The sequence below is a fragment of the Streptomyces sp. 8K308 genome, assembly GCF_004348315.1.
Classification (GTDB): domain Bacteria; phylum Actinomycetota; class Actinomycetes; order Streptomycetales; family Streptomycetaceae; genus Streptomyces.
This window is the reverse complement of sequence record NZ_SMKC01000001.1, coordinates 86,000-107,523: the sequence shown is the minus strand read 5'-3', so window position 1 is coordinate 107,523 and position 21,524 is coordinate 86,000. Positions and strand designations below refer to the sequence as shown.

At 72.2% G+C, this 21,524-nt stretch carries 20 protein-coding genes and 6 pseudogenes; 9 read left to right on the top strand and 17 right to left on the bottom strand.

Annotated elements, in window-relative coordinates; all coding sequences use genetic code 11:
* Window positions 1-143 precede the first annotated feature (143 nt).
* From E1265_RS00505 to E1265_RS00465, 10 genes and pseudogenes are all read right to left on the bottom strand, one after another.
* Window positions 144-488, bottom strand: a pseudogene (locus tag E1265_RS00505) (transposase); the annotation flags it as partial.
* A gap of 56 nt (window positions 489-544) precedes the next feature.
* Window positions 545-829: pseudogene (locus E1265_RS40160) on the bottom strand (transposase); the annotation flags it as partial.
* Window positions 830-1,451: 622 nt separating this feature from the next.
* Window positions 1,452-1,901 carry a hypothetical protein gene (locus E1265_RS00490; RefSeq protein WP_132928170.1) on the bottom strand — a complete coding sequence of 150 codons (450 nt, stop codon included), beginning with the start codon at window positions 1,899-1,901 and terminating at the stop codon, window positions 1,452-1,454.
* A gap of 279 nt (window positions 1,902-2,180) precedes the next feature.
* Entirely contained in the window at window positions 2,181-2,666 is a 486-nt protein-coding gene (locus E1265_RS00485; RefSeq protein ID WP_132928169.1) for an MSMEG_6728 family protein, read from the bottom strand.
* Between the two features lie 65 nt (window positions 2,667-2,731).
* On the bottom strand, window positions 2,732-3,175 hold the full coding sequence (locus E1265_RS00480) for a DUF4383 domain-containing protein (protein ID WP_132928168.1): 444 nt from the start codon (window positions 3,173-3,175) through the stop codon (window positions 2,732-2,734).
* Window positions 3,176-3,208: 33 nt separating this feature from the next.
* Window positions 3,209-3,427 carry a hypothetical protein gene (locus tag E1265_RS00475; RefSeq protein ID WP_132928167.1) on the bottom strand — a complete coding sequence of 73 codons (219 nt, stop codon included), beginning with the start codon at window positions 3,425-3,427 and terminating at the stop codon, window positions 3,209-3,211.
* Window positions 3,428-3,774: 347 nt separating this feature from the next.
* Window positions 3,775-4,080, bottom strand: a complete 306-nt coding sequence (locus tag E1265_RS38455; RefSeq protein ID WP_243740433.1) for a hypothetical protein — start codon at window positions 4,078-4,080, stop codon at window positions 3,775-3,777.
* Complete coding sequence (locus E1265_RS38450; protein ID WP_243740432.1) at window positions 4,077-4,316, bottom strand: hypothetical protein; 240 nt, start codon at window positions 4,314-4,316, stop codon at window positions 4,077-4,079. Before E1265_RS38450 ends, E1265_RS38455 begins: the two co-directional genes overlap by 4 nt.
* A 65-nt stretch (window positions 4,317-4,381) precedes the next feature.
* Window positions 4,382-4,615, bottom strand: a pseudogene (locus E1265_RS38445) (helix-turn-helix domain-containing protein); the annotation flags it as partial.
* A 277-nt stretch (window positions 4,616-4,892) separates the two neighbouring features.
* Window positions 4,893-5,573 carry a TetR/AcrR family transcriptional regulator gene (locus E1265_RS00465; RefSeq protein WP_243740431.1) on the bottom strand — a complete coding sequence of 227 codons (681 nt, stop codon included), beginning with the start codon at window positions 5,571-5,573 and terminating at the stop codon, window positions 4,893-4,895.
* 104 nt (window positions 5,574-5,677) lie between these two features.
* Between E1265_RS00465 and E1265_RS00460 the strand changes: the two genes are divergently transcribed.
* The 3 genes from E1265_RS00460 (at window position 5,678) to E1265_RS00450 (ending at window position 7,801) form a co-directional block, all read left to right on the top strand.
* A complete protein-coding gene (locus E1265_RS00460; protein WP_132928166.1) occupies window positions 5,678-6,154 on the top strand; it encodes an SCP2 sterol-binding domain-containing protein in 477 nt (158 codons plus the stop codon).
* Between the two features lie 17 nt (window positions 6,155-6,171).
* On the top strand, window positions 6,172-7,386 hold the full coding sequence (locus tag E1265_RS00455) for an acyl-CoA dehydrogenase family protein (protein WP_132928165.1): 1,215 nt from the start codon (window positions 6,172-6,174) through the stop codon (window positions 7,384-7,386).
* 130 nt (window positions 7,387-7,516) lie between these two features.
* A complete protein-coding gene (locus E1265_RS00450) occupies window positions 7,517-7,801 on the top strand; it encodes a hypothetical protein (RefSeq protein WP_132928164.1) in 285 nt (94 codons plus the stop codon).
* A 223-nt stretch (window positions 7,802-8,024) separates the two neighbouring features.
* Here the strand turns inward: E1265_RS00450 and E1265_RS00440 are convergent, their stop codons facing one another.
* Both E1265_RS00440 and E1265_RS00435 read right to left on the bottom strand, forming a co-directional pair.
* Window positions 8,025-8,861: an NAD(P)H-binding protein gene (locus E1265_RS00440; protein ID WP_132928162.1), complete on the bottom strand. Its 837-nt coding sequence runs from the start codon at window positions 8,859-8,861 to the stop codon at window positions 8,025-8,027.
* 124 nt (window positions 8,862-8,985) lie between these two features.
* Window positions 8,986-10,160 (bottom strand): annotated as a pseudogene (locus E1265_RS00435) (transposase).
* Between E1265_RS00435 and tnpA the strand changes: the two are divergent.
* From tnpA to E1265_RS00420, 3 genes and pseudogenes are all read left to right on the top strand, one after another.
* A pseudogene (gene tnpA, locus E1265_RS00430) lies at window positions 10,160-10,416 on the top strand (IS200/IS605 family transposase); the annotation flags it as partial. The pseudogenes E1265_RS00435 and tnpA overlap by 1 nt on opposite strands.
* Before the next feature lie 104 nt (window positions 10,417-10,520).
* Window positions 10,521-11,393 (top strand): AraC family transcriptional regulator, encoded by an 873-nt coding sequence (locus tag E1265_RS00425; protein ID WP_132928161.1) that lies wholly within the window; start codon window positions 10,521-10,523, stop codon window positions 11,391-11,393.
* A gap of 105 nt (window positions 11,394-11,498) precedes the next feature.
* A complete protein-coding gene (locus tag E1265_RS00420) occupies window positions 11,499-12,707 on the top strand; it encodes an FAD-binding oxidoreductase (protein ID WP_132928160.1) in 1,209 nt (402 codons plus the stop codon).
* On the opposite strand, the gene E1265_RS00415 is transcribed toward E1265_RS00420, so the two are convergent.
* Complete coding sequence (locus tag E1265_RS00415; RefSeq protein ID WP_132928159.1) at window positions 12,692-13,528, bottom strand: RNA methyltransferase; 837 nt, start codon at window positions 13,526-13,528, stop codon at window positions 12,692-12,694. The two genes, E1265_RS00420 and E1265_RS00415, sit on opposite strands and share 16 nt — an antisense overlap.
* An 81-nt stretch (window positions 13,529-13,609) precedes the next feature.
* Window positions 13,610-14,713, bottom strand: a complete 1,104-nt coding sequence (locus E1265_RS00410) for a winged helix DNA-binding domain-containing protein (protein ID WP_132928181.1) — start codon at window positions 14,711-14,713, stop codon at window positions 13,610-13,612.
* A 114-nt stretch (window positions 14,714-14,827) separates the two neighbouring features.
* Between E1265_RS00410 and E1265_RS40155 the strand changes: the two are divergent.
* Window positions 14,828-15,833, top strand: a pseudogene (locus tag E1265_RS40155) (WYL domain-containing protein).
* Window positions 15,834-15,839: 6 nt separating this feature from the next.
* On the opposite strand, the gene E1265_RS00400 reads toward E1265_RS40155, so the two are convergent.
* Window positions 15,840-17,120 carry an MFS transporter gene (locus E1265_RS00400; RefSeq protein WP_132928158.1) on the bottom strand — a complete coding sequence of 427 codons (1,281 nt, stop codon included), beginning with the start codon at window positions 17,118-17,120 and terminating at the stop codon, window positions 15,840-15,842.
* A 56-nt stretch (window positions 17,121-17,176) separates the two neighbouring features.
* Between E1265_RS00400 and E1265_RS00395 the strand changes: the two genes are divergently transcribed.
* Complete coding sequence (locus tag E1265_RS00395; RefSeq protein ID WP_132928157.1) at window positions 17,177-18,181, top strand: DUF5937 family protein; 1,005 nt, start codon at window positions 17,177-17,179, stop codon at window positions 18,179-18,181.
* Window positions 18,182-18,193: 12 nt separating this feature from the next.
* Here E1265_RS00395 and E1265_RS00390 read toward each other — a convergent pair whose 3' ends face one another.
* Together E1265_RS00390 and E1265_RS00385 are read right to left on the bottom strand one after the other, a co-directional pair.
* Window positions 18,194-18,436: a DUF2630 family protein gene (locus tag E1265_RS00390; RefSeq protein WP_132928156.1), complete on the bottom strand. Its 243-nt coding sequence runs from the start codon at window positions 18,434-18,436 to the stop codon at window positions 18,194-18,196.
* 58 nt (window positions 18,437-18,494) lie between these two features.
* On the bottom strand, window positions 18,495-19,775 hold the full coding sequence (locus E1265_RS00385; protein WP_132928155.1) for an FAD-binding protein: 1,281 nt from the start codon (window positions 19,773-19,775) through the stop codon (window positions 18,495-18,497).
* Window positions 19,776-20,700: 925 nt separating this feature from the next.
* On the opposite strand from E1265_RS00385, the gene E1265_RS00380 reads away from it, so the two are divergent.
* Entirely contained in the window at window positions 20,701-21,477 is a 777-nt protein-coding gene (locus tag E1265_RS00380; RefSeq protein ID WP_132928154.1) for an alpha/beta fold hydrolase, read from the top strand.
* Window positions 21,478-21,524 lie beyond the last annotated feature (47 nt).

Here is a 21,524-nt window from a genome sequence, read left to right as displayed (position 1 = left end):
AGGCGAACGCCTCGGCGACGAACTCGGCCAGATCCCCGCGAAGACGCTCGACCTCCCCAAGATCCACAACGGCAGCATGCACCACCGCCCAGCACACGATCAAATCAACCTAACGAAGCACTACTAGACGAGTTATGCCGATCTCAGTGATCGAAGGCGGTCAGTGAGCGGGCGATGGGTTGGCCGGTGGTGCGGTTGTGCCAGATGGCGGCTGTGAGGGCGAGGATGCGTTGGCCGACGCGGACGGTGACGCCCGCGGGTGTGCGGCCTCCGTGCTGTTCCAGCGCCATCTGGCCCTTGAGCGTGTCGTTGACGGATTCGATCAGCTGTCGGACGGACTTCAACAGGTGCTGGCCGGGGCGGGGTGCGTGGTTGCGGTAGGACGGCCTCAGCAGGCGCAGTCCCCGCTCGGCCAGCCGCTGGTCCAGGTCACGTGAGACGTAGCCCTTGTCCGCGATAATCGTCTGGACAGGGTGCGTGGCCAGGAGTGGGACTGTAAAACGAGCGGCTCTGTTCCGTAGTCGGTGGTAGCGGTCGGTGTTCGTTATTGGAGCGGGATGCGGTGGCGGAGGTCGAATCCTGCTCGGCCGTGCATCTGGCGCGTGATCTTCTTGGTGCTGGTGTTGACGCCTTCGGTGCGGCCGTTGCTCCAGGGCAGGGTGAGTCCGGCGTTCACGGCGGCGCGGTCGAGTTCGAGGCCGTTGCAGAAGCTGTGTAGGTGGGGCAGGTCGGCGGTGCGGACTGTGGTGATCCACTCGGTGAGCTGGGTGTCGTTGCCAGCGGCGGGGGCGAGGAGCACGGCGAACCCGGTGACAAGGCGGGCGAGTTGGGTCTGTCAAACGAGTGGCTCGTCTCACTTTCGGTGGTCACAGAGGGTAGCGCCGAGAATGGCTGGTCAACTCGTTCCGGTACCCGCCCCCGGGGCGTCGCCGCTGTCGTCTGCGGAGCAGGGCCCGAGCGTCGGCTTCTGCTGCGAGCTGGGTGAATCACCAGACGTAGCGGAAGTCGCCGTACGTCACCACCGAAAGTGAGACAGAGCCAAACGAGCGGTGTATCCCGATCACGGAAGATGCACCTACGACCAGTAAGAACACGTTTCCGACCGGTCCCGTCGAGACGGCTGAGCGGCAGTCGTCCGTGGCGGTGGAACGGCGGTTGATCGACCAGCTCGTCGATCGTGCTCAGGCCGAGGGCCTGAAGCTGACCGGTGAGGGCGGGCTGCTCCAGCAGCACGGCCCCCGGTTTGGGAGACGACCTGACGGCCGTCGGCCCGCACGCGCACACGCGGGTAGAGCCCGATAAGCTGCTTCACCAGGAAGTGCCTCCGACAGGGGCGGGAACAAGGACCTCAACAATCCTCATTCTCGATGGTCAGGGGAACTTTCTGTTTGGTCGACCACCATCGGACAACCCACTTCATGAGAGCACGAGGTTAGCTGCAGTGCGGCCAGCTACGGGGCGGTGTCGGGGCGGGCTGTGTGGGCAGGGTGGCCGGCTGTGCGGCGTGCTTCCTTCATCTCCGCTTCGTACAGGTGGTCCCGGCCATGGGCCAGCTCATCCACCGCAGCGTGTTCGAGCTCTTTGAACGTCTCATAGTAGGTGAAGTCGTAGGCCTCGATGATTTGGAAGGTCCAGTGGCCGGGAATGACGTTGCGGCCCAGAATTTCTGTCTGTACTCTTTCGGCCCACTCATAGTGGCCGGCTTCACGCAGCAGGCTTACTGCCCGATCCAGTTCCAGGTCGGCCGTACCGGTCAGTTGGTGGAAACTATAGAGGTGGCCTCGGGCCCGCTCGGTTGTCTCCAGTGCCTTCGACAGTGATCCTAGAGCCTCCACCGTGGTGTCGCCTACGCCGACTGGGCGCTGATGGGAGCGGTCGGGACCATCGCTGTGATTGCTCATAGTTTATCTACTGTCCTGAGTCGTTAACTGGTCTTCAGTGAGCGGTGAGGGCGCCAGGATCATTGGCGGTCTTGATCCACACCTGCCGCTCCAGTCCAACCACGCTGCAGTGGGCGGAGCGGCGTAGTTTGCGGTTGGTCAGTTTGGCGAACCCGCGCCCAGGTGGAGCAGGAGGCAGAGGTGGGGGTGAAGTGCTGTGGAACCGGGCATGGCGCGGTGGCCACTGCACGTTTTCGGCCCATCGGGAGACCGGTCGACACGGTCTCGCCCACCGCCGTCTCACCCGGAGGCAGGGGCGCTGCTGGTCCGGTCGGAAGTCGGCCAGAAGTAGGGCAGGTCGTCCGGCACGCCGGGGAACGCCTGTGCATAGTACTCCGGGTTCTTGCGGAGCAGGGCCGATTGATGGCTTCGGTGGAAGGCCGGGTCGCCGAGCCAGGGTGGCAGCTCACCGGCTACGGCGAGCTCCGGTTGCGAGCGCGGCCCGGCGATGCCGATGCCCGTCCGGAGTTCGCGGCGCAACAGGGACCGGCAGGTGTCCGCGTGGCCGGCCGCGCACCACTCTTCACAGATGTCGAGTCCGTACCGCGTCAGCGCTTCCTCGTACCCCGCCCACATGCGGGCCGCGGGGTGGTGGCGCCAGCCGTATTCGGGAACGGTGAGGCTCCTCAGTACCTGAAGCGCCTCCACCCGCTGCTTGCCCAGCCGCCGCGTGTCCAGTGCCCGGGCGGTCGCCGTGAAGTCTGGGAACGGGAGGAACGTCTGCATACCGCCTGTCCGGTCTCCGGTGTACCACCCGCCGCCGGGCGAGGCGGGCTCTGGTCGTCGTGGCGTTACCGCCTGGATCGGTCACCGGGGAGGAACCCAAGAACGATCATTCCCACTCCCAAGCTGAGGTGAAGCCAGTCATCGGCGGTATTGAGCGGAACGAAGTTGGCACCCTCGTCATCGTCCACGATCAGGCCGTACAACCACAGTGCGAGATACACCGCGCCGCCTGCGATGAGGTAGAGGCGGGCCAGTGCCGAGGTCGCGGCCATGAGGACACCGAGCACGCCGAAGGCGAGATGGACGAGGTTGTGCAGGACCGACACCTGGAAGAGGCCCAGCAGTTCGGCCTCGGAGTCGTGTCCCGCCCATTCCAGCTCGTCGTAGTCCGTGGTGATGCCGGGGATAAACCCCAGGGCTCCCACGACGAGGAAGAGGGCTCCCACGATCAGCGCGGCTGTCCTGACAGGACCGCGCTTGACGATACGTGTGCTGTCGGTTCTGCTCATGGTTGCAACCTCGCGGGAAGGCGCGGAAAGGCGTCAGTCCTTTTCGTACTGCGATAGAGCGATGCCAAGCCCGAAGAAGGTCGGGGCCCACTCTCCGACGAAGATCCCCCAGCGGTCGGCTCGGTCCAATCCCTGCCCCGGCTCCTTTTTCAGTGACCCCAGCCAGGCGAGGAACGACAGGCCGATGGATCCGATGGCAGCGGAGTAGGCGTGCTCGCTGCGCAAACCCATTTCGTGGAGTTTCTTGACCATCACAGCAGCCTCCTGAATTCTTCGTGTCGCGTCTCGCGGTATCCAGAACCGCTCTTCCAAGGCTAAGGGCGGTTCGGCGCGCCCGCCACTCGAATCCGGTAGCGACCGGGCGCGGCCCTCGTACTCCCCGTGAAGTAGCCCGGTTGTCTCCCGCCATGCGGTGATCCGGGCGCGCTCCCGTAGGAGGCTTGCGAGAATGACACGGCAATCAGCGCGCATCTCGGCAGTCACCAAGAAGTTCTGACGGGGTCCGAACTCGTCCAACGCAACGTCAGAGGCTCGTCGTCAACAACTCGAAGTAACCCCCGAGAGCGTCGCAACACCAGTGGGTCTAGTGTTCTGAGTCGTTAGTTCGTGGTGCAGTAGGCGGCGAGGGTTTCCAGGATGTCGTTGGCGGTCTTTGTCCATATGAAGGGCTTGGGGTCCTTGTCCCATTCGTTGATCCAGCCGCGGATGTCGCGTTCGAGTTCGACGACGCTGCAGTGGGTGGAGCAGCTGAGTTTGCGGGTGGTCAGCTCGGCCCGGGGCACAGCGACGTCGATGAGCTCGAGGAAGCGCAGGAACTCCTGACGCGGGTGGCGGCGGTAGTGCTGGGCGATGACCGAGCCGGCGAACAGGCTCATGGTGCCGTGGCGGATGTAGTCGTGCGTCATCCGCGCCGGGTGGTGGGCGCCAGCGGCAGGACCGGTTGGGTCGGGCCCAGCGCCTGTGTCCGCGACTTCTCATCCGCCGCCAGCGCCAGGGCGTTCTCAGGCGGGGAGAGGTAGATGCCGACCACGTCGCGCACCTGGTCCGCGAACCGCGGGTCGGTGGACGGCTTCCAGGTCCGCACGATGTGGGGCTTGAGTCCGCAGGCCCGCCAGGTCCGTGAGACGGCCGACTGCGACATCCCCGAAGCCGGGCCATCGACCGCGTCGACCAGTGCGTGTCGCCCTTCGGCGGTGCTTGGTCAAGGGGCTTGGCGATCGCCGCCTCGCCCCGCTCGTCACTGATCTTCCGCGGCGCCTCCGAGCGCGGCTGGTCGGTCAGCCCTTCCAGCCGGTCCGCCACGATCCGGGACCGCCACGTGCGCACCGTCTCCCGCGAGACGCCCAACATCTCCGCGACCTGCGAGTTCGTCCTGCCATCCGCGCACGCCAGCACGATCCTCGACCGCAACACCAGCGACGAAGCTTTAGGCAGCGCCATGGGGCGAGACTCTAAGAGCGGGCCAAATCGGGCCTTGCGGGCAGCGTGGGACCACTGCCCGATCGCCACCAGCTCACGGCCCCGCTCTCTCGCCCCATGGCAGCTCCCGTCCAAAGCTTCGGCGCCTCCCACGTGCGTCCGTGCAGGCTCACCGTGGCGGATGTTGCGCAGAACCCCAGGTCAGACGACGTCCACACTCAGGGGACAGATCAGCCCCTACGAAAATGTGACTCATCTGACGACGCGGACTGATCCGATGCGGCTTTCGCAACAGGCCCTAGCCTTCAGGCCGGGACCAGACCTCGCCGGCCAGCACGTTCCGCATGCCGATCCACATCACGTTCATCAGCCGCACCGTGACCGCCTCGGGCGACTCGTCGGGGTGGCGCTCCATCCAGTCCGTCAACGAGTCGGCCGCGCCCACCAGCGCGTGCGCCACGAACTCCGCGTCCTGCGCGCCGAGTCGCACCGCGCCGCCGCCCGCGTCGGGTCCGGCGTCCGCTATGCCGGCGTCCACCAGGCCCGTCACCTCCGCCATCACCGAGCGCCTGGCCGCCGCCAGTTCGCCCGCGATCTCGTCGCCCTGCTCGGGCGCCTGACGGTGCAGCACCACCCAGCTGTCCCGGTGCTCGGCCACATAGCCGAAGAACGCCGCGAGCCCCGCCCACAGCCGCCCCTCGGGCGGGCCGCCGGCGTCCGCCGCCTCCCGGAACGCCGCGACCAGGCGTGCCGACTCCCGCCTGACGCAGGCGACGAACAGGCCCTCCTTGGAGCCCAGGTAGAGGTAGACCATCGGCTTGGAGATCCCGGCCAGCTCGGCGATCTCGTCGACCACGGCGGCGCGGTAGCCGCGCTTGGAGAAGACCCGGACCGCGGCGTCGAGGATCTCCTGCTCGCGCACGCTCCTGGGCAGCCGGCGCCTCGGCTTGTCTGGCTTGTCGTCTGGCTTGTCGGTCACCCTTGCCACACTACCCAGTGACCCTCTAATTTTACTTTCCAGTAAGTCTACTTTTGGGTAAGTTAACGGTCCTCGCCCGTCGGCCAGAGAGTGAGATGAGCGCCATGGCTGAGCGCACGCAGAACTTGGAAGACCACGACTTCTCCAGCGTCACCCCGGAGGACTTCGCCGCCCTGGTGAAGCAGTCGTCGGCCAAGGAGCTCGACGAGCTGATGCGTGGCGAGCCGCGCCAGCGGGTGCTCGCCGAGATATTCACCCGGATGGCCCGCCAGTTCCGCCCGGAGAACGCCGGCTCGCTCACCGCCCTCATCCGCTGGGAGCTCACCGGTGGCGCGGGCGAGCCCACGGCCGTCTACGACGTGACCATCGCCGACGGCACCTGCGCCGCCGTCCCGGGACCCACGGACGCCACCCCGCGCGTCACCCTCGCCCTCGGCGACGCCGACTTCCTCCGCCTGGTCTCGGGCAACGCGAGCCCTGTGCTGATGTTCATGACCCGCAAGCTCAAGGCCACCGGCGATGTCGCGCTGGCCTCCGGGCTCGCCCGCCTCTTCAACATCCCCAAGTCCACGAAGAACTGACGGAGGACCGACGCGAGATGAGCGGCTTCTCCCTCGACCTCACCGAGGAACAGCGCGACCTGCGGGACTGGGTGCACGGCTTCGCCGCCGAGGTGGTGCGCCCGGCCGCCGCCGAATGGGACGACCGCGAGGAGACCCCCTGGCCCATCATCAGGGAGGCGGCCAGGATTGGACTCTACGGCTTCGAGTCCCTGGCCGAGATGTACGGCGACCCCACGGGACTCTCCCTCCAGCTCGCCAACGAGGAGCTGTTCTGGGGCGACGCCGGCATCGGCATGGCCATCTTCGGCACCTCTCTCGCCGTCGCCGGCATCTTCGCCGCCGGCACCCCCGACCAGCTGGCCGAGTGGGTCCCGCAGTGCTTCGGTGACGCGGACGACCCCAGGGTGGCGGCGTTCTGCGTCTCCGAGCCCGAGGCCGGCTCCGACGTCTCGGCCATGCGCACCCGGGCCCGCTATGACGAGGCCCGCGACGAGTGGGTGCTGAACGGGCAGAAGGCCTGGATCACCAACGGCGGCATCGCCGGCGTCCACGTCGTCGTCGCGGCCGTCGACCCGGCGCTCGGCGCCCGCGGCCAGGCCGCGTTCGTCGTCCCGCCGGGCACCGCGGGGCTCACCGGCAACCGCAAGATCAGGAAGCTCGGACTGCGCGCCTCGCACACCGCGGACGTCTTCCTCGACGACGTCCGGGTCCCGGGACACTGCCTCCTCGGCGGCCGCGAGCGCCTCGAGCACCGGCTGGCCCGCGCCCGCGAGGGCGGCCAGGCCAAGGGCCAGGCCGCCATGGCCACCTTCGAGGTCTCCCGCCCCACCGTCGGCGCCCAGGCCCTCGGCATCGCCCGCGCCGCCTACGAGTACGCCCTCGACTACGCGGGCCAGCGCGAGGCCTTCGGCCGCCCCGTCATCGACAACCAGGCCATCGCCTTCGCCCTCGCCGACCTGCGCACCGAGATCGACGCGGTCCGCCTCCTCATCTGGCGCGCCGCCTGGATGGGCCGCAACGAGAAGCCGTTCACCGCCGCCGAGGGCTCGATGTCCAAGCTCCGCGCCGGCGAACTCGCCGTCCGCGCCACCGAGAAGGCCGTCCAGATCCTCGGCGGCGCCGGCTACAGCCGCGACCACCCGGTGGAGCGGATGTACCGCGACGCGAAGATCTACACGATCTTCGAGGGCACCAGCGAGATCCAACGCCTCGTCATAGCCCGCGCCATCTCGGGCCGCCCGCTCCGCTGAGGGGCGTGACGGCCGTCAACTCCTGTTGTGACCAGCGGCTTTGTCAGTGCAGGGCGGTAAACTGGAGGCAGTGTTCGAGAGGGTCGGCCGGGGCGATCCGGCGGCTCTCGACGACGACGGGAGGACCCCTGTGACGGCTTCCGCACCCACTTCCACGCCCGCGCTCTTCGATCTTCCGTACGCCCCGCTCGCGAAGGCGCCGCTGCCCGCCGGGCAGCCGCGCGAGTGGTACATCGCCCACAACCGCAGGCTGAAGGCCATGCGCCTGGCCATCGCCCTGCTCGACTCCGGCGTCCGCACCCCGATCCAGGCGCGGGACCGCGTCATACGTGACATGGCCGCGCTCATCGGCATCCACCCGCCGTCCGACACCACGTGCCACATGGTGCGCGCCCTGATGTCCTACACGCGCTGAGGGCACCGCGGTCCGGGGCGTCTGTAGGATCAACTCGCCCCGGACTGCGGGGTGTTGCCGTGTGAGAGGTGGGTCAGCCATGGACGACTTCCTGGAAGAGGCGGTCGGCGAGGTCCTCGACGAGGCGGAGGACGCCCTGGAGGAGGTCGGCGTCGACGTGGAGATCGACGGCGACTGAGCCCAGCCGACGGCCGGCCCCCGCTACGGCGGGGGCCGGCTGCCGTCACGCCCAGGCGCCGGCCGCCGCGGTCCTGGTCGCGTAGTCGGCGAAGTCGATCGGCTCGCGGCCGAGTACGCGCCGCACGTCGTCGGTCGGCTCGGCGACAAGCCCGGCGCGCATGTGGTCGTACATGGCGACGAGATCCCTGGCGACCTCCTCCGACGCGCCCTCGGCCAGGAGTTCCTCCCGGTACTCAGCGGGGGAGATCTCCACGAACTCGATGTCCCGGCCGGTCGCCCGGGCGATCGTCTCGACGGCCGCCGCGAACGTGAGCCCGCGCGGCCCGGAAAGCTCGTAGACCTGTCCGTGGTGGCCGTCCTGGGTCAGCAGGGCCGCCGCCACGTCGGCGATGTCCTGGGTGTCCACGAACGGCTCGGGCGTGGCGCCGATCGGCAGCGCGAGGCGGCCGGCCAGCAGCGGGTCGCGCCAGACGAAGGCGTCGTCGAAGTTCTGGTTGAAGTTGTTCGGGCGGATGACGCTCCACTCCACCCCGGAGGCGCGCACCGCCCGTTCCCCCGCGGCCATGCCCTGGAAGACGTCCGCCGGCACCCGGTCGAGGCCGCGTCCGGACAGCGCCACGAAACGGCGGACGCCCGCCTCGGTCGCCCGCTTGACGAAGACGTCGGCCAGCGCCGGGTCCTCGGGGGCGACGAGGTAGACGGCCGAGGCCCCGTCAAGCGCGGCCGGCCAGGTGTCCTGGTCCGACCAGTCGAAGCGCACTTCGGCGGAGCGGGAGGCGGCGCGGACGCGGTGGCCGGCGGCCCGCAGCGCGCCGACGAGCCGGCGCCCGGTCTTGCCGGTCGCGCCGAGAACCAGGATGTCGTTGTCGTGTGTCGTCATGCCGGCCAGTCAACCCGTGGATCGCGGGAGCGGGACATGGCCGTTCGTACGCGGGGCATGTCCGATCGTCCCGCCGATAGGGTGAGGGACGTGACTCCTCCCCCTCATGAACGGGGGCTTCTCGCTATGCCGTGTTGGCGTCGCGACGGACCAGCCCGGCCCGTAGAACGTTCAGGGCGCCCACCGTGTCAGCGTGCGCGGTGTGGCCGCACTCTCGGCAACGGAACTTCTCCTGCGTGGGCCGGTTCTCCTTGGCGGTGTGCCCGCATTCGGGACAGCGCCGGGAGGTGTTGCGGGGGTCCACGGCGATCACTTCCCGTCCGGCGCCTTCAGCCTTGGCGTGCAGGATCGTCAGGAACACCCCCCATCCGGCATCGGCAATACTTCGGTTGAGCCCGGCCTTGGACGCGGCTCCGTTGGCCAGAAAGCTGCCCGGCTTGCCAGGGTCGGGCTTCGGTGCGGGTGCCCGGCTCATGTTGCGGATCTTGAGGTCTTCGTGCGCGACGAAGTCGTGCTGCCGCACGAGGTCAAGCGCGGTCTTGTGTGCGTGCTCGAGGCGTTGGCGGCGGATCTTGCCGTGTAGCCTGGCGACCTTCTCCACGGCGCGCTGGTGGTTGGTGGTGCGGTCCTTGGCCTTGCGGCGGGGAAACCGGGACAGGGCCTGTTGCGCGGCTTCGAAGCTTCGCGGCAGCGGTACGCCCGTGACGCGGGTTGGGCACGAACTCGCCGCCTGAGTCGGCGAGGAAGTTGACTATGCTCATGTCGATGCCGACCACGCTGCCCGTCGGGGGCAGCGGCTCGGGCTCGGCCTGCTCCGCGGCCAACACCACATACCAGCGCTTGCCCTCGCGCTTGACGCTGATGGTCTTGACCTTGCCGGCCACGGCGCGGTGCTGGTTGACCTTCACGTGACCGACACCCTGGAATCGGACGCGGGTGACTGGGGCGTGCGGGGTGGAGTCCCAGTGGCAGCCGTCCCCGTCCTTCGGGAACCGCACGGTGTCGAACCGGTTCACGCCCTAAAACGCGGATAGCCGGGGGTGTCCCCGGATCTGATCCGGCGGAAGAACGCGGCGAACGCCTTGTCGAGACGGCGAAGCGTGGCCTGCTGACTGGAGAACGACCAGCGGCCCTGACGCTCCGGGCCGAATGCCCGGATCTCCTTGACTGCGCGGACTGGTCGCCGTACGTGATGCTCGTCCTGGAGACGTGCTGGCAGGCGTCGCGGCGTTCCTGCAAGGCCCCGTTGTAGAGGGAGCGGTGATCGGCCAGCATCGCGGTCAACGCAGCGGCCTGCAGAGCTTCGGCAGTTCAACGGCGAAGAGGACCATGTCCACCTGCTCGTGCACTATCCGCCGAAGGTCGCCCTGTCCAAGCTGGTCAACAGCCTCAAGGGCGTCTCCTCCCGCTACCTGCGCCAGGAGCACACAGGCACGATGGACCGGGCGATCACGCACGGCCACCTGTGGGCGCCTTCGTATTTCGCGGGTCCTGCGGCGGCGCACCACTCCAGGTGGTGAAGGACTACATCGAGGACCAGAAGCGTCCCACCTGACCGTCACCACAAAGACACAGAGCACTCCGGCGCTCCGCGCCTCCGGGCAAGGGATCGCATTTCCTCCCGGCGTAAACGCCGGGATTCTCTGGGAAGATCAAAGGATGGACCCGTTCGACGAGCTGTTGCGCGGCATCCGCGCCGACGGCACCGCCTTCCGCCGGGCCGATCTCTCGCCGCCCGAGGCGGTGCGCGCCACCGACGGCGCGCCGCTCACGCTCTACGCGCCGTTGCGGGGCGAGGCGTGGGTGTCCCCCGGAGCGGGCGAGGAGCCGGGGCCGGTGCGGGTCGGCGACGCCCTGCTCGTGCGTGGCGCCGCGCCGTTCACGCTCTCCGGCCCGCCGGGCTCCACCGAGCCGGTGGCGCTGCTGGTCGCGGCGTACCACGTGCGGGGCCGGGTGGCCAAGCGGCTGCTCGACGTGCTGCGGCCGGTGCTCGTGGTGCCGGGCGGCGACGGCTGCGCCGAGCTCGTCGGCGCCCTCGACACACAGCTCGCCGCCTGCCCGCCCGGGCGGCAGGTGGTGCTCGACCGGCTGCTCGACTGGCTGCTGGTCTGCACGCTGCGGGCCTGGTTCGACGGCCCGGGCGCCCTGCCGCCGGGCTGGGTGCGGGCGATGGGCGACGAGGCGATCGGCCCCGCGCTGCGGGCCATGCACGCCGCGCCGGAGCGGCCCTGGACGCTGGCCGCCCTGGCCCGCGAGGCGGGCGTGTCGCGCACGACGCTGGCCAGCCGGTTCACCAGGCTGGTCGGCGAGCCGCCGCTCACCTATCTGACGGACTGGCGCATGACGCTCGCCGCCGACCTGCTGACCGAGTCCGCGGCGACGGTCGGCGCGGTGGCGCGGCAGGTCGGCTACGCGGACGCGTTCGGCTTCAGCGCGGCCTTCAAGCGGGTCCACGGGGTGAGCCCCAGCGAGTACCGCGCCTGCCACGAGCCGGAGGGCGGGCGCCTCTGCACGGAGTGGGCGCCCGCCTAGCCGCTCGCCTGGCCTAGCCGCCCGCCGGCCGACCGCCTGACCGCCCGGCGGCGCGGGCGCGCGTCGCCGACGCGAGACCGTTGCGTGATCGAGGAAGGGGAGCTGATGACCGCCGACAGGATTCTGGTCGTCGGGGCCGGCGTCGTGGGGGCCGCGGTGGCCTTCCACCTCACCCGGCTGGGGCATGACAGGGTGACGGTGCTTGACACGCGGGAGCGCGCCGCGCTGCCCGGCTCGACGGGGCTCGCGCCGGGGTTCGTTGGGCAGTTGAGCGCGACCCCCGAGCTCGCCGTGCTGGCCAGGGAGAGCGTGGCCAGCTATCGCGCGCTCTCCGAGACCGCGCCGGCGCCGGCCTTCTGGCAGGTGGGCTGCCTGGAGGTCGCCACCACCGTGGCCCGGCTCGAGCAGGCCCATCGGGACGTCGAGCACGGGCGCCGCCTCGGCATCGAGGCGCGGGTGCTCGACGCGGCCGAGGCGGTCGCGGCGGCGCCCGCGCTGGTCGACGCCGAACGGGCGCTGGGCGGCCTGTTCATCCCCTCCGACGGCGCCGCTGATCCGGCCGCCCTCACCGGGGAGCTGGTGCGGGCCGCCGAGCTGGCCGGCGCCGAGTTCCGGTGGCGGACGCCGGTGTCCACCCTGGAGACGGAGAACGGCCGGGTGGTCGGCGTCCGGGCGGACGGGGCCGTGATCCGGGCCGAGCGCGTGGTGCTGGCGGCCGGCCTCTGGGGCCCGGTGCTCGCGGCGCGGGTCGGGGTGCGGCTGCCCATGGTCGACGTCCAACACCCGTACGTCTTCACGGCCGAGCGACCCGAGCTCGACGAGACGCCCATCGACGCGCCCATCGTCCGCTACCCGGAGCACACCGTGTACACCCGCCGGCACGGTCGCCGCTACGGGGTCGGCAGCTACGCGCACCCGCCGCTGCCGCTCGATCAGACCGCCGCCCTCGACTCCGCCGAACTGCCTTTCAGGGAGGTGGACTTCGGCTCGGCCATCGCCGAGGCCACCCGCCTGGTACCGGCGTTCAGGGGAGCGCGGCTCGGGCGCCGGCTCAACGGCGTCTTCGCGCTGACCCCCGACGAGCTCCCCCTCGTCGGCCCGGTGGCCGGGCTGCCAGGACTGTGGTGCGCCGAGGCGTCCTGGGTGACCCATGCCGCGGGCGTCGCCCGGCAGTTGGCGAACATGCTGCTGGGGGTCGAGGAGTTGGCGGTCGACCCCGACCGGTTGGCGCCGGGCCGCTTCGACTCCTGGAGCGACGAGAAGGTCAACGAGACGGCGCTCGGGCACTACCGGGGGATCTACGACGCGCACTGACCGGCCGGTCGGCCGCCTCGCCCGCGCTGGCGCGCGGCCTCGTAGAGGACGACCGTGGCGGCGCTCGCCGCGTTGAGTGAGCTCGCCGAGCCGGTCATGGGGATCCGCAGCACCGCGTCGCACCGCTCGCGCCAGCCGGCGCTCAACCCGACCGTCTCGTTGCCGACCGCGAGCAGCACGGGACCCGTCAGGTCGAAGTCGGCCACGTCGGCCTCGCCGTCCTCGTCGAGGCCGACCACGGTGATCGGCGTGGAGACGCCGGCCAGCCAGGCCGACACCTCGCGGTGTCCAGGGGACCGCACCACCGGCAGCGCGAACAACGAACCCGTGCTGGCCCTGACCGACTTGGGGTCGTAGGCGTCGGCCGCGTGGCCCGTCACCACCAGGCCGTGCGCGCCGAAGGAGTCCGCCGAGCGGACGATGGTGCCGATGTTGCCGGGGCTCGTCGGCCGGTCGAAGAGCACGCCGAGGAAGTCCGGGCCGACCGGGATCCGGGACAGCTCGTCGGCCGGCAGCTCGGCGACGGCGACCAGTTCGGGCGCGCCCTCCTCCTTCTCGCCCAGCTCGGCGAGCAGCTCGGCGGCCATCGCGACCTTCTCGGCCCGCACCTCGGCGAGCAGCTCCCTGGCCCACCGGGAGAGCTGCCGGTCCGCGTCGAACAGCAGCGCCCTGATCGGCCAGCCGTGGGCCACGGCCTGGCTGATCGGCCGCACCCCCTGCACCAGGAACTCCCGCGCCCGCTGCCGCTTGTTCCGGTTCGCCAGCTGCGCCTGCCACTGCTGGAACCGGGCGTTCCGCGTCGTGATCCGCAACCCCGCCACCCGCGCCCCCGCTCCGTCCGTCCGCTCGATGCCCGCCGACCAGCAGGCTAACCCGGCCGGCGGGGCCGAACGCACCGCGGCTCAGCCCGAGGATGCCGCGACGCGCACCCGGTCGCTCTCGCCCTCCGAGAGGAACGACGCCAACTCCCGCCCCTGATCGGCGACCTCGGCGCGCTCCGCCCGGGAGAACCGGCGCAGCGGCGCGACGGTCACGGTGCCCGCCTCGACCTTCCAGGTGGCGGCGGCGCGGCCGTCGACCAGCACGACGCGCTCGCCGGCGACCGACAGCCCGCGGTGGGCGTCGTCGATGATCCGGCCGCGGTCGTGGTATCCGAGGATCGCGTTGTCGAACGCCGGCAGAAACCGCACCGGGGCCGGGGTGTCCGGGTCGGGGCGGGGTGCGTCCGGCAGGTCGATCAGCTCACGGCCGCGCTCGTCTCGGAAGGTCACGAGCTCCGCGCGAATCGCCGCCACCGCGGCCGGCAGCCCGGCCAGTCCCGACCAGGCACGGATGTCGGCGACGGCCGCGGGGCCGTAGGCGGCCAGGTAGCGCCGGACCAGGGCCTGTCCTGCCGCGTCGGTGCCCGCCGGGTCCCCGGGGGCGATGTCGCGCCCCAGCCAGGAGGCGAGCGGCACGTTCCGCACCCCGGCCCGGACGCGCCACAGCCCGCGCGGCGGCAGCTGCACCATCGGGATGAGCGCGGCGACCAGCACCTCGCCGAGGGCGCGCGGCCCAGGACCCGGCCAGCGCTCGGCGAGCGCCCGGCCGAGCTCGGCCATCGAGCGGGGCTCGCCGTCCGCGATCAACGCCCGCCCCGCCGCGGCGAGTTCGTCGAGATCCACCCCGTCGAGCTCGCGGCGGTAGGCGCCGACCGCGCGCTGCCGCAGCATGGCGTCGTGCCGGGCGCGCCAGGCCAACGCGTCGTCGGCGGCGAGGAGATGGACGGTGCGGCGCATGAGATGGGTGCGCACCACGCGCCGCCCGGTGAGCAGGTCGGAGAGGACCGCCGGGTCGAACGCGCGCAGCCGCGACCAGAGTCCGAGGAACGGCTCCTGCGGTTCCTGCGCCTGCAGGCCGCAGAGGTGGGCGACGGCGTCGGGCACCGGCAGGTCGGCGCGGTCGAGCAGCAACTGCCGCGCCAGCGTCGCGCGGTTGAGTGCCCGGGTGTCGAGCACGGGTGACATGGTGGCGGTGGTCACGGCGGGTGGGCCCTCCCGGGGTTCTCGTCGTCGGGCACCAGTCACGATCGCACGGGTAGCGGACAGAAGATGTCCGCTTCGGCGCGGAGAATGGGAACCGTGCCCAAGACCTCAGCGCGACTGCTGTCGCTGCTCTCGCTGCTCCAGGCCCGCCGGGACTGGCCGGGGGCGCTGCTGGCCGAGCGCCTCGACGTCAGCCCGCGCACGGTGCGCCGCGACGTCGACCGCCTGCGCGAACTCGGCTATCCCATCGTGGCCGTCAAGGGGCCCGACGGCGGCTACCGGCTGGACGCCGGCACGCGGCTGCCGCCGTTGCTCTTCGACGACGAGCAGGCCGTCGCGCTCGCCGTCGCGCTCCAGATCGCCGCCACCACGGGCGCCGGCATCGAGGAGGCGGCGGTGCGCGCCCTGCACACGGTGCGGCAGGTGATGCCCGCCCGGCTGCGGCACCGCGTCGATGCCCTCCAGGTCACCGCCGTCGAAGGCGCGGGTGACCGGCCGCGGCCGCGGGCCGACCCCCGGACGCTGGTGGCGGTCAGCGCGGCCGTCCGGGCCCGCGAGGTGCTGCGCTTCGACTACGCCGCTGGGTCGGGGGCCGCCGGCGCCGCCCCGGCCACGCGCCCGCCGCGCCGGGCGGAGCCGCACCACCTCGTCGCCTGGGGCGGGCGGTGGTACCTCGTCGCCTGGGATCTGGACCGGGCGGACTGGCGCACCTTCCGCGTCGACCGGATCGCCCCGCGCACCCCCACCGGGCCCCGATTCACCCCGCGCGAGCTGCCGGGGAGGCGGGGTGGCCGCCTTCGTCGCCAGCCGGTTCCAGGGCTCGGACGGCTCCGGTGGCTGGCCCTGCCGCGGCGAGGTGATCCTACGGCTGCCCGCCTCCGAGGTGTCCGAGTACGTCCGCGACGGGGTCGTGGCGGAGCTGGGCCCGGACCGCTGCCGGCTCGTCCTCGGCGCCTGGTCGTGGCCCGCACTCGCCGCCGCCGGCAGGTTCGACGCGGACGTCGAGGTGGTCGGTCCCGCCGAGCTCAGGGACGCCTTCGCGCGCCTGGCCCGGCGCTTCGCCAGGGCCGCGGCCGGGGAGCCGGGCGGGGCGCGCGGATGAGTCGGTTCAGCCCTCGGTGGCGGGCGCCGGCGCCCGGCGGGGTGGCGTGGCGGGCGCCGGCAGGGCGCGCAGCGCGCGGACGGGCGAGCAGAAGACCGGGAGGAAGGCGCAGGACAGGCATGTCGCGCCGGCCCAGACGGCCGCCCGCACGCCCAGCGTCTCGCCGATGACACCCCCGAGCGCGGAGCCGAAGGCCAGGGCCCCGGTGAGCAGGAAACGGAAGGTGGCGTTCATGCGGCCGAGCAGCGGGTCGGGGGTGAGGCGCTGGCGGAGCGACACGCCGAGGACGTTGTCGACGCCCGTCTTGGTCATGGCGGCCAGCCACCCCGCGCCGGCCAGCCACAGCCACGGACCGTCCCCGATCAGCGCGACGGCGAGACCGGCTGGCGCGAACCAGATCCCGACGAGCCCCAGGGCGCGTCCGTGGCCGAGCCGGGCCGCGAACCGCCTGGCCAGGCCGGCGCCGAGCAGGACGCCCACCCCGCCGGCCGCCCAGTAGAGGCCGAGCGCCCCGGCGGACAGGCCGAGTTCACGGGTGAAGAGCACCGGAAGCACGGCGTTGACCAGCTGGGCGCCGAGGTTGGTGAGCGTCGCGGTGAGCGCCAGCGCGCGAAGCTCGCGGACGCCAAGGACGTGCCGCAGCCCCTCCGCGATCTCGGCCCGCAGCCGCCGCCGGGCGACCGGTGCCGCGCCGGGGGGCCGCGGGGCGCCGAGGCCGACGAGGCCGACGGCGGAGGCCAGGTAGGCCACGGCCCCGCCGAGGATCGCCAGCGGCGCCGTGCACAGCTGGACCACGAAGCCGCCGGCGCCGCGGCCGGCGATGGTGGCGCCGGCCATCAGGCTCACGACGGCGGCGTTCGCCGGCACGAGCCGGTCGCGGCCGACGAGTTCGGGCAGCACGCTCTGCGAGCCGACGTCGAAGAACACCGTGGCGCAGCCGGTCAGCAGCACCACCGCGTACAGCTGCGGCAGCGACAGTGCGTCGTGCCACCAGGCGAGGGGGATTGAGGCGAGCAGCAGGGCACGGACGGCGTCGGCGGCGACCAGCACCCGGCGCGCTGGCAGGCGGTCCACCCAGGCGCCGGCTGGCAGCCCGATGAGCAGGAAGGCCGCCGTGGAGAGCGCGGCCAGGGCGCCGACCTGCCCGGGGCCCGCGTCGAGTGCGGTGACGGCGAGCAGCGGGATCGCCACATAGCCGACGTTGCCGCCGAGGTGGCTCAGCGCGCTGGCGGCGAAGAGCCTGCGGAAGTCGCGCAGCCGCCACGGGGAGCGTGATGCTTCGGTCATGCCCGGTACCGTGCGCGACCGCCGACCCGCCCACCTACTGATTTAGCCTGGGCTGAATGATCGAGATCGAGTTCGGCATGGCGGACGTGGCGCGGACCCGCTTCGCGATCTCCCCGCTGTGGGAGGTGGTGGCCAGCGTCCGGGTGCTCAAGGGCGCCGACGAGCAGGGCCTGCACCGCGGCTGGGCGCGGCAGGTGCGCCCTCGCCTGGCGGCGTCCGGCCTCGACCTCGGCCCGCTGTTCGACCTGGTGCCGGTGCCGACGCGCTCGCCGTGGTCCGGCCGCGTCCCCGGGTTCCTCTGCCCGCCGCCCACGACGCCGCTGCCGTCGCTCGACGTCGAGCTGGCCACGGTGCGGGCCACCCCGCCCGCGCTGCTGCACACCACAGCCGAGGTGCCCGAGGCCCGGATGGCCGCGCTGCGCGCCGACCCGGCCGCCGAAATCGGCCGGCTGGCCGACGCGATCGGGGCCTACTGGGAGCTGGCCCTCGCCCCTTACTGGTCACGCGTCCTCACCCTGCTCGAGGGGGACATCCGCTACCGCGCGGGTCGCCTCGTCGAGGGCGGCGCGCAGCACCTGTTCGCCGACCTCGACCCCCAGGTCACCTGGGCCCAGGGCACCCTGCAGCTGGAACACCGCACCGCGCGCGGCGCGCGCCGGCTCGACGGGCGCGGCCTGCTCCTGGTGCCGTCCGCCTTCGTCTGGCCCCGCGTGTTCTCGGTGCTCAACGAGCCGTGGCAGCCCTCGCTCCGCTACCCGCCACGCGCCGTCGGGACGCTCTGGCAGACCCGTCCCACGGCCGTGCCCGACGCCCTCGCCGGGGTGCTCGGCCGCTCCCGCGCGACCCTGCTGACCGAGCTGACCTCCCCCACCTCCACCACCGAGCTCGCCCGCCGCGTCGGCCTGACCCCCGGTGGCGTCTCCCAACACCTCACCGCCCTGCGCGCCGCCGGGCTGGTCGGCGCCCACCGCGCCGGCCGCCAGGTGCTGTACGCGCGCACCCGGGCCGGGGAGACCATCGTCCAGGCCGCGGGCTCGCCGCCGCCCGCCGGGCCCGCCTGACGACAGGACGGTTCAGCTCTCGTACCCCTCGACCTCCCACGCTGGCCGCTCCGTCGCGCCGGCCGGGTCCTCGCCGAACTCCAGGCGGGCGCGGCGCTGGCGCAGCAGGTCCCAGCACTGGTCGAGCCTGGCCTCCACGTCGGTCAGGCGGATCCGCTCGTCCTCCCGGAGTCCGCTGCCGATGGAGCGCTCGCGCAGCGCGCGCTCCTCGGACACGAGTTCACCGACACGGGCAAGGATGTCCTTGTCGTCCATTGGGTCAGATTAGGTGGGAAACGGGCGCCGGGCCACCGGGTGGCCCGGCGCCCGTCCCTCACCGCGGCGCCGCGTCGAGCAGCCGCGAGACGTACGCGTTGCGGAACCGGCCTTCGGGGTCGTGGTCGAGCACCAGCCGGCGGAAGTCGGCGAACCGCTCGTAACCGGCCACGACCACGGCCGGCGCGGCGGCCGTCACCTTGCCCCAGTGCGGGCGGGCGCCCAGCGGCAGCAGCCGCTCCTCGATGGCGGCGACCACCTCGAGCACCGCCTCGGGCCTGCGGTGCCAGGTGAAGTGGAAGGCCACCGAGTCACGGCCCTGGGCGGGGGAGAGCCACAGCTCGTCGGCGGCGATGGTGCGCACCTCGGAGACGTACAGCAGGGGCGCGATCCGGTCGCCGAGCTCGCGCAGCGCGGCGAACGCCTCGCGCACCGCCGTGCGCGGCAGGAACAGCTCGGACTGGATCTCGTCGCCCTCGCGCTGGAAGAACGCCAGGCGGAAGTGGGGCAGCCGGTCGTACCAGGGGCCCGGCACGCCGAGCTGGGGGGTGCAGGTCTCGGGCGGCATGCCGGGGATGGGGTGGATGGCGGTCTCGGCGAGCCGGCCGCCGTGCCAGTCGGCGCCCGGGTGGCCGGCGCCGTGCCGGTCGACGCGGCGCTTGAGCCAGATGCCGCCCTCGCCGCCGCGCCAGTCGGTGAAGACGCTGACGCTGTGGCCGGCGCCGGTGATGTCGTCGAACTCGGCGGCCACCGCGTCCAGCGGGACGCCCGTGTAGACCCACTGGGCCACGTCGTAGGCCGGCTCCAGGTCCAGGGTGAGCGCGGTGACGGGGCCGAGCGCCCCCAGGTTCACCACCGCGCCGGCGAAGTGCTCCGGGTCCTCGGCCCGACTCAGCCGCAGCGGGTCGCCGTCGGGGCCGATCAGTTCGATCGCCGCCACGGAGCCGGCGAGACCGCGCTGTTCGTTCCCCGAGCCGTGGGTGCCGGTGGCCACGGCGCCGGCGACGGTGATGTGCGGGAGCGAGGCGAGGTTGGGCAGCGCGAAACCGGCGGCGTGCACCTCGGCGCAGAAGTCGGCGTACCGGAGCCCGCCGCCCACGGTCACGATGGCGGCGTCCTGGTCTATCTCGACGCGGCGCGGCAGCCCGTCGAGCCGCACCTGGTCCTCGGTGGTGTCGGCGATGTCGCTGAACGAGTGGCCGGCCCCCAGGACCCGCACGCTCCGCGCGGTGGCGACGACGCGCCGCAGTTCGTCGATGGTGCTCGGGCGGTGCGACCGCGCGGCGCCGAAGGTGATGTTTCCCGCCCAGTTGCGCGCGGGCGTCCCGGTTGTCAGCATGCGGCGACCGTAATACGAATCCTTGTACGACGGGTAGCGGTCGCGGGGGCCTCGCCTCGCGTTCGGGTGCGCGCGGCGTCAATGGGACGCCCACGCGGTTCATGCGATCAGGTGGCCTGATCCGAGTGGCGGAACGATTAGGCGGCGCGCGAACCGGCCAGTTTCCCCGGGGCGGTCTCCCCGCCGGCCAGAGCCGGGCGGGGCTTCCGTGCCGTCCGGGGTGGGGAATTGCGCGGTATGCATCCGATCAGCCGGTCTGGTTACCGTTGATCGGTAGATCACAAACCCTGCTGGTTGACTTGTCCGAAAAGCTGCTGAGAGTGCTGCGTCCGGCGACGTTTCTGCGCTCTGATATGCGAAGGCGCGAGCGGTGGGAGTGCGTGCCGACCACGTCCTGGCGGGGCCGCGATCAGGTCGTTGAGAGACGTCGGGGAGACCCCGCGGAGCACGCGGGCACGATGCGAGGGGCTGACATGAACCAGGCCGCGCCGAAAGCCAGGGCGGCCGCCGGGGGGCCGTGCCGGCACAGCCGCGCCCCTGCCGGCGGCGCTCGCGCGCCCCTGCCCACCCGCCGTCCGCGCGCCGGCTTATCCGCGCCGGGCGCGTAGCCGGCCAGGCCCCATGCGGGCCCCATGAGTGCGTGCCCGCTTCCCCCTCCCGAGCCCCTCCGGCCACCACGGAGGGCGCCGCCTCCGCGCCGGCGCACGCCCAGCGCCCGGCCGGGCCGTTCCACCGCACAGGTCAGTGCCGCCCCGCGGGCGCGGCCTTGGTCGCGAGCGGCGCGGACGCCCGGCCCGGAGGCGGCTTGACCGGCCGGCCTCGCGCTCCAACGAGCGGCCACGGCGCGAGGCCAGGCCGTCCGACCCGCGCCCCGAGCACCAACCCACCCACGAGCCACCCGCGAGGGAAGGAAAGCGACCCGTCCATGACCGACCAAGCCGCTCCCACGGCCCCGGCCGAAACCGACCGCTGGATCCGCCGCTACCACCCCCGGCCGGACAGCCCGGTCCGGCTGGTCTGCCTGCCGCACGCGGGCGGCTCGGCCAGCTTCTACTTCTCGATGTCGCGGGCGCTGGCCGGCACGGCGGAGGTGCTCGCGGTCCAGTACCCGGGGCGCCAGGACCGGCTCAAGGAGCCGCCGATCGAGACCATTCCGCTGCTGGCCGACGCCGTCCACGCCGCCCTGCTGCCCTGGGCCGACCGCCCGCTCGCCTTCTTCGGCCACAGCATGGGCGCCATCGTCGCCTTCGAGACGGCCCGCCGTCTCGAGCGGGAGAAGGGCCTGGTCGCCCCCGCGCTCTTCGCCTCCGGGCGCCGCGCCCCCGCCACCCGGCGCACCGAGACGGTGCACGCCCGGGACGACGAGGGTCTGGTGGCCGAGCTGCGGAACCTGAGCGGCACCAACTCCCAACTCCTCGCCGACAGCGAGATCATGCGCATGGTGCTGCCCGCCATCCGCGCCGACTACCGGGCCATCGAGACCTATGTCCGCCCGCCGGGGCCCGGCCTGCGCTGCCCGGTCCACGTGCTCACCGGCGACGCCGACCCCAAGGTCACCCTGGCCGAGGCCGAGGCGTGGCGAGAGGAGACCGAGGGCCCGTTCGACCTGCGGGTCTTCCCCGGTGGCCACTTCTATCTGACCGAGCATCAGGACGCGGTGGTCGAGACGGTCGCCGCCGCGCTGCGGCCCACGCCGGCGTGAACGGCGGCCGGCGCGGAGGCCGGTGATCCAGCGCCTCGGGGTACGGT

Coding starts and splice junctions, on each gene's coding strand:
- E1265_RS00490 (WP_132928170.1), bottom strand. CDS start 1,901: ATGAGCAATCACAGCGATGGTCCCGACCGCTCCCATCAGCGCCCAGTC.
- E1265_RS00485 (WP_132928169.1), bottom strand. CDS start 2,666: ATGCAGACGTTCCTCCCGTTCCCAGACTTCACGGCGACCGCCCGGGCA.
- E1265_RS00480 (WP_132928168.1), bottom strand. CDS start 3,175: ATGAGCAGAACCGACAGCACACGTATCGTCAAGCGCGGTCCTGTCAGG.
- E1265_RS00475 (WP_132928167.1), bottom strand. CDS start 3,427: ATGGTCAAGAAACTCCACGAAATGGGTTTGCGCAGCGAGCACGCCTAC.
- E1265_RS38455 (WP_243740433.1), bottom strand. CDS start 4,080: ATGACGCACGACTACATCCGCCACGGCACCATGAGCCTGTTCGCCGGC.
- E1265_RS38450 (WP_243740432.1), bottom strand. CDS start 4,316: ATGTCGCAGTCGGCCGTCTCACGGACCTGGCGGGCCTGCGGACTCAAG.
- E1265_RS00460 (WP_132928166.1), top strand. CDS start 5,678: ATGGCTGAGCGCACGCAGAACTTGGAAGACCACGACTTCTCCAGCGTC.
- E1265_RS00455 (WP_132928165.1), top strand. CDS start 6,172: ATGAGCGGCTTCTCCCTCGACCTCACCGAGGAACAGCGCGACCTGCGG.
- E1265_RS00440 (WP_132928162.1), bottom strand. CDS start 8,861: ATGACGACACACGACAACGACATCCTGGTTCTCGGCGCGACCGGCAAG.
- E1265_RS00425 (WP_132928161.1), top strand. CDS start 10,521: ATGGACCCGTTCGACGAGCTGTTGCGCGGCATCCGCGCCGACGGCACC.
- E1265_RS00420 (WP_132928160.1), top strand. CDS start 11,499: ATGACCGCCGACAGGATTCTGGTCGTCGGGGCCGGCGTCGTGGGGGCC.
- E1265_RS00410 (WP_132928181.1), bottom strand. CDS start 14,713: ATGTCACCCGTGCTCGACACCCGGGCACTCAACCGCGCGACGCTGGCG.
- E1265_RS00400 (WP_132928158.1), bottom strand. CDS start 17,120: ATGACCGAAGCATCACGCTCCCCGTGGCGGCTGCGCGACTTCCGCAGG.
- E1265_RS00395 (WP_132928157.1), top strand. CDS start 17,177: ATGATCGAGATCGAGTTCGGCATGGCGGACGTGGCGCGGACCCGCTTC.
- E1265_RS00390 (WP_132928156.1), bottom strand. CDS start 18,436: ATGGACGACAAGGACATCCTTGCCCGTGTCGGTGAACTCGTGTCCGAG.
- E1265_RS00385 (WP_132928155.1), bottom strand. CDS start 19,775: ATGCTGACAACCGGGACGCCCGCGCGCAACTGGGCGGGAAACATCACC.
- E1265_RS00380 (WP_132928154.1), top strand. CDS start 20,701: ATGACCGACCAAGCCGCTCCCACGGCCCCGGCCGAAACCGACCGCTGG.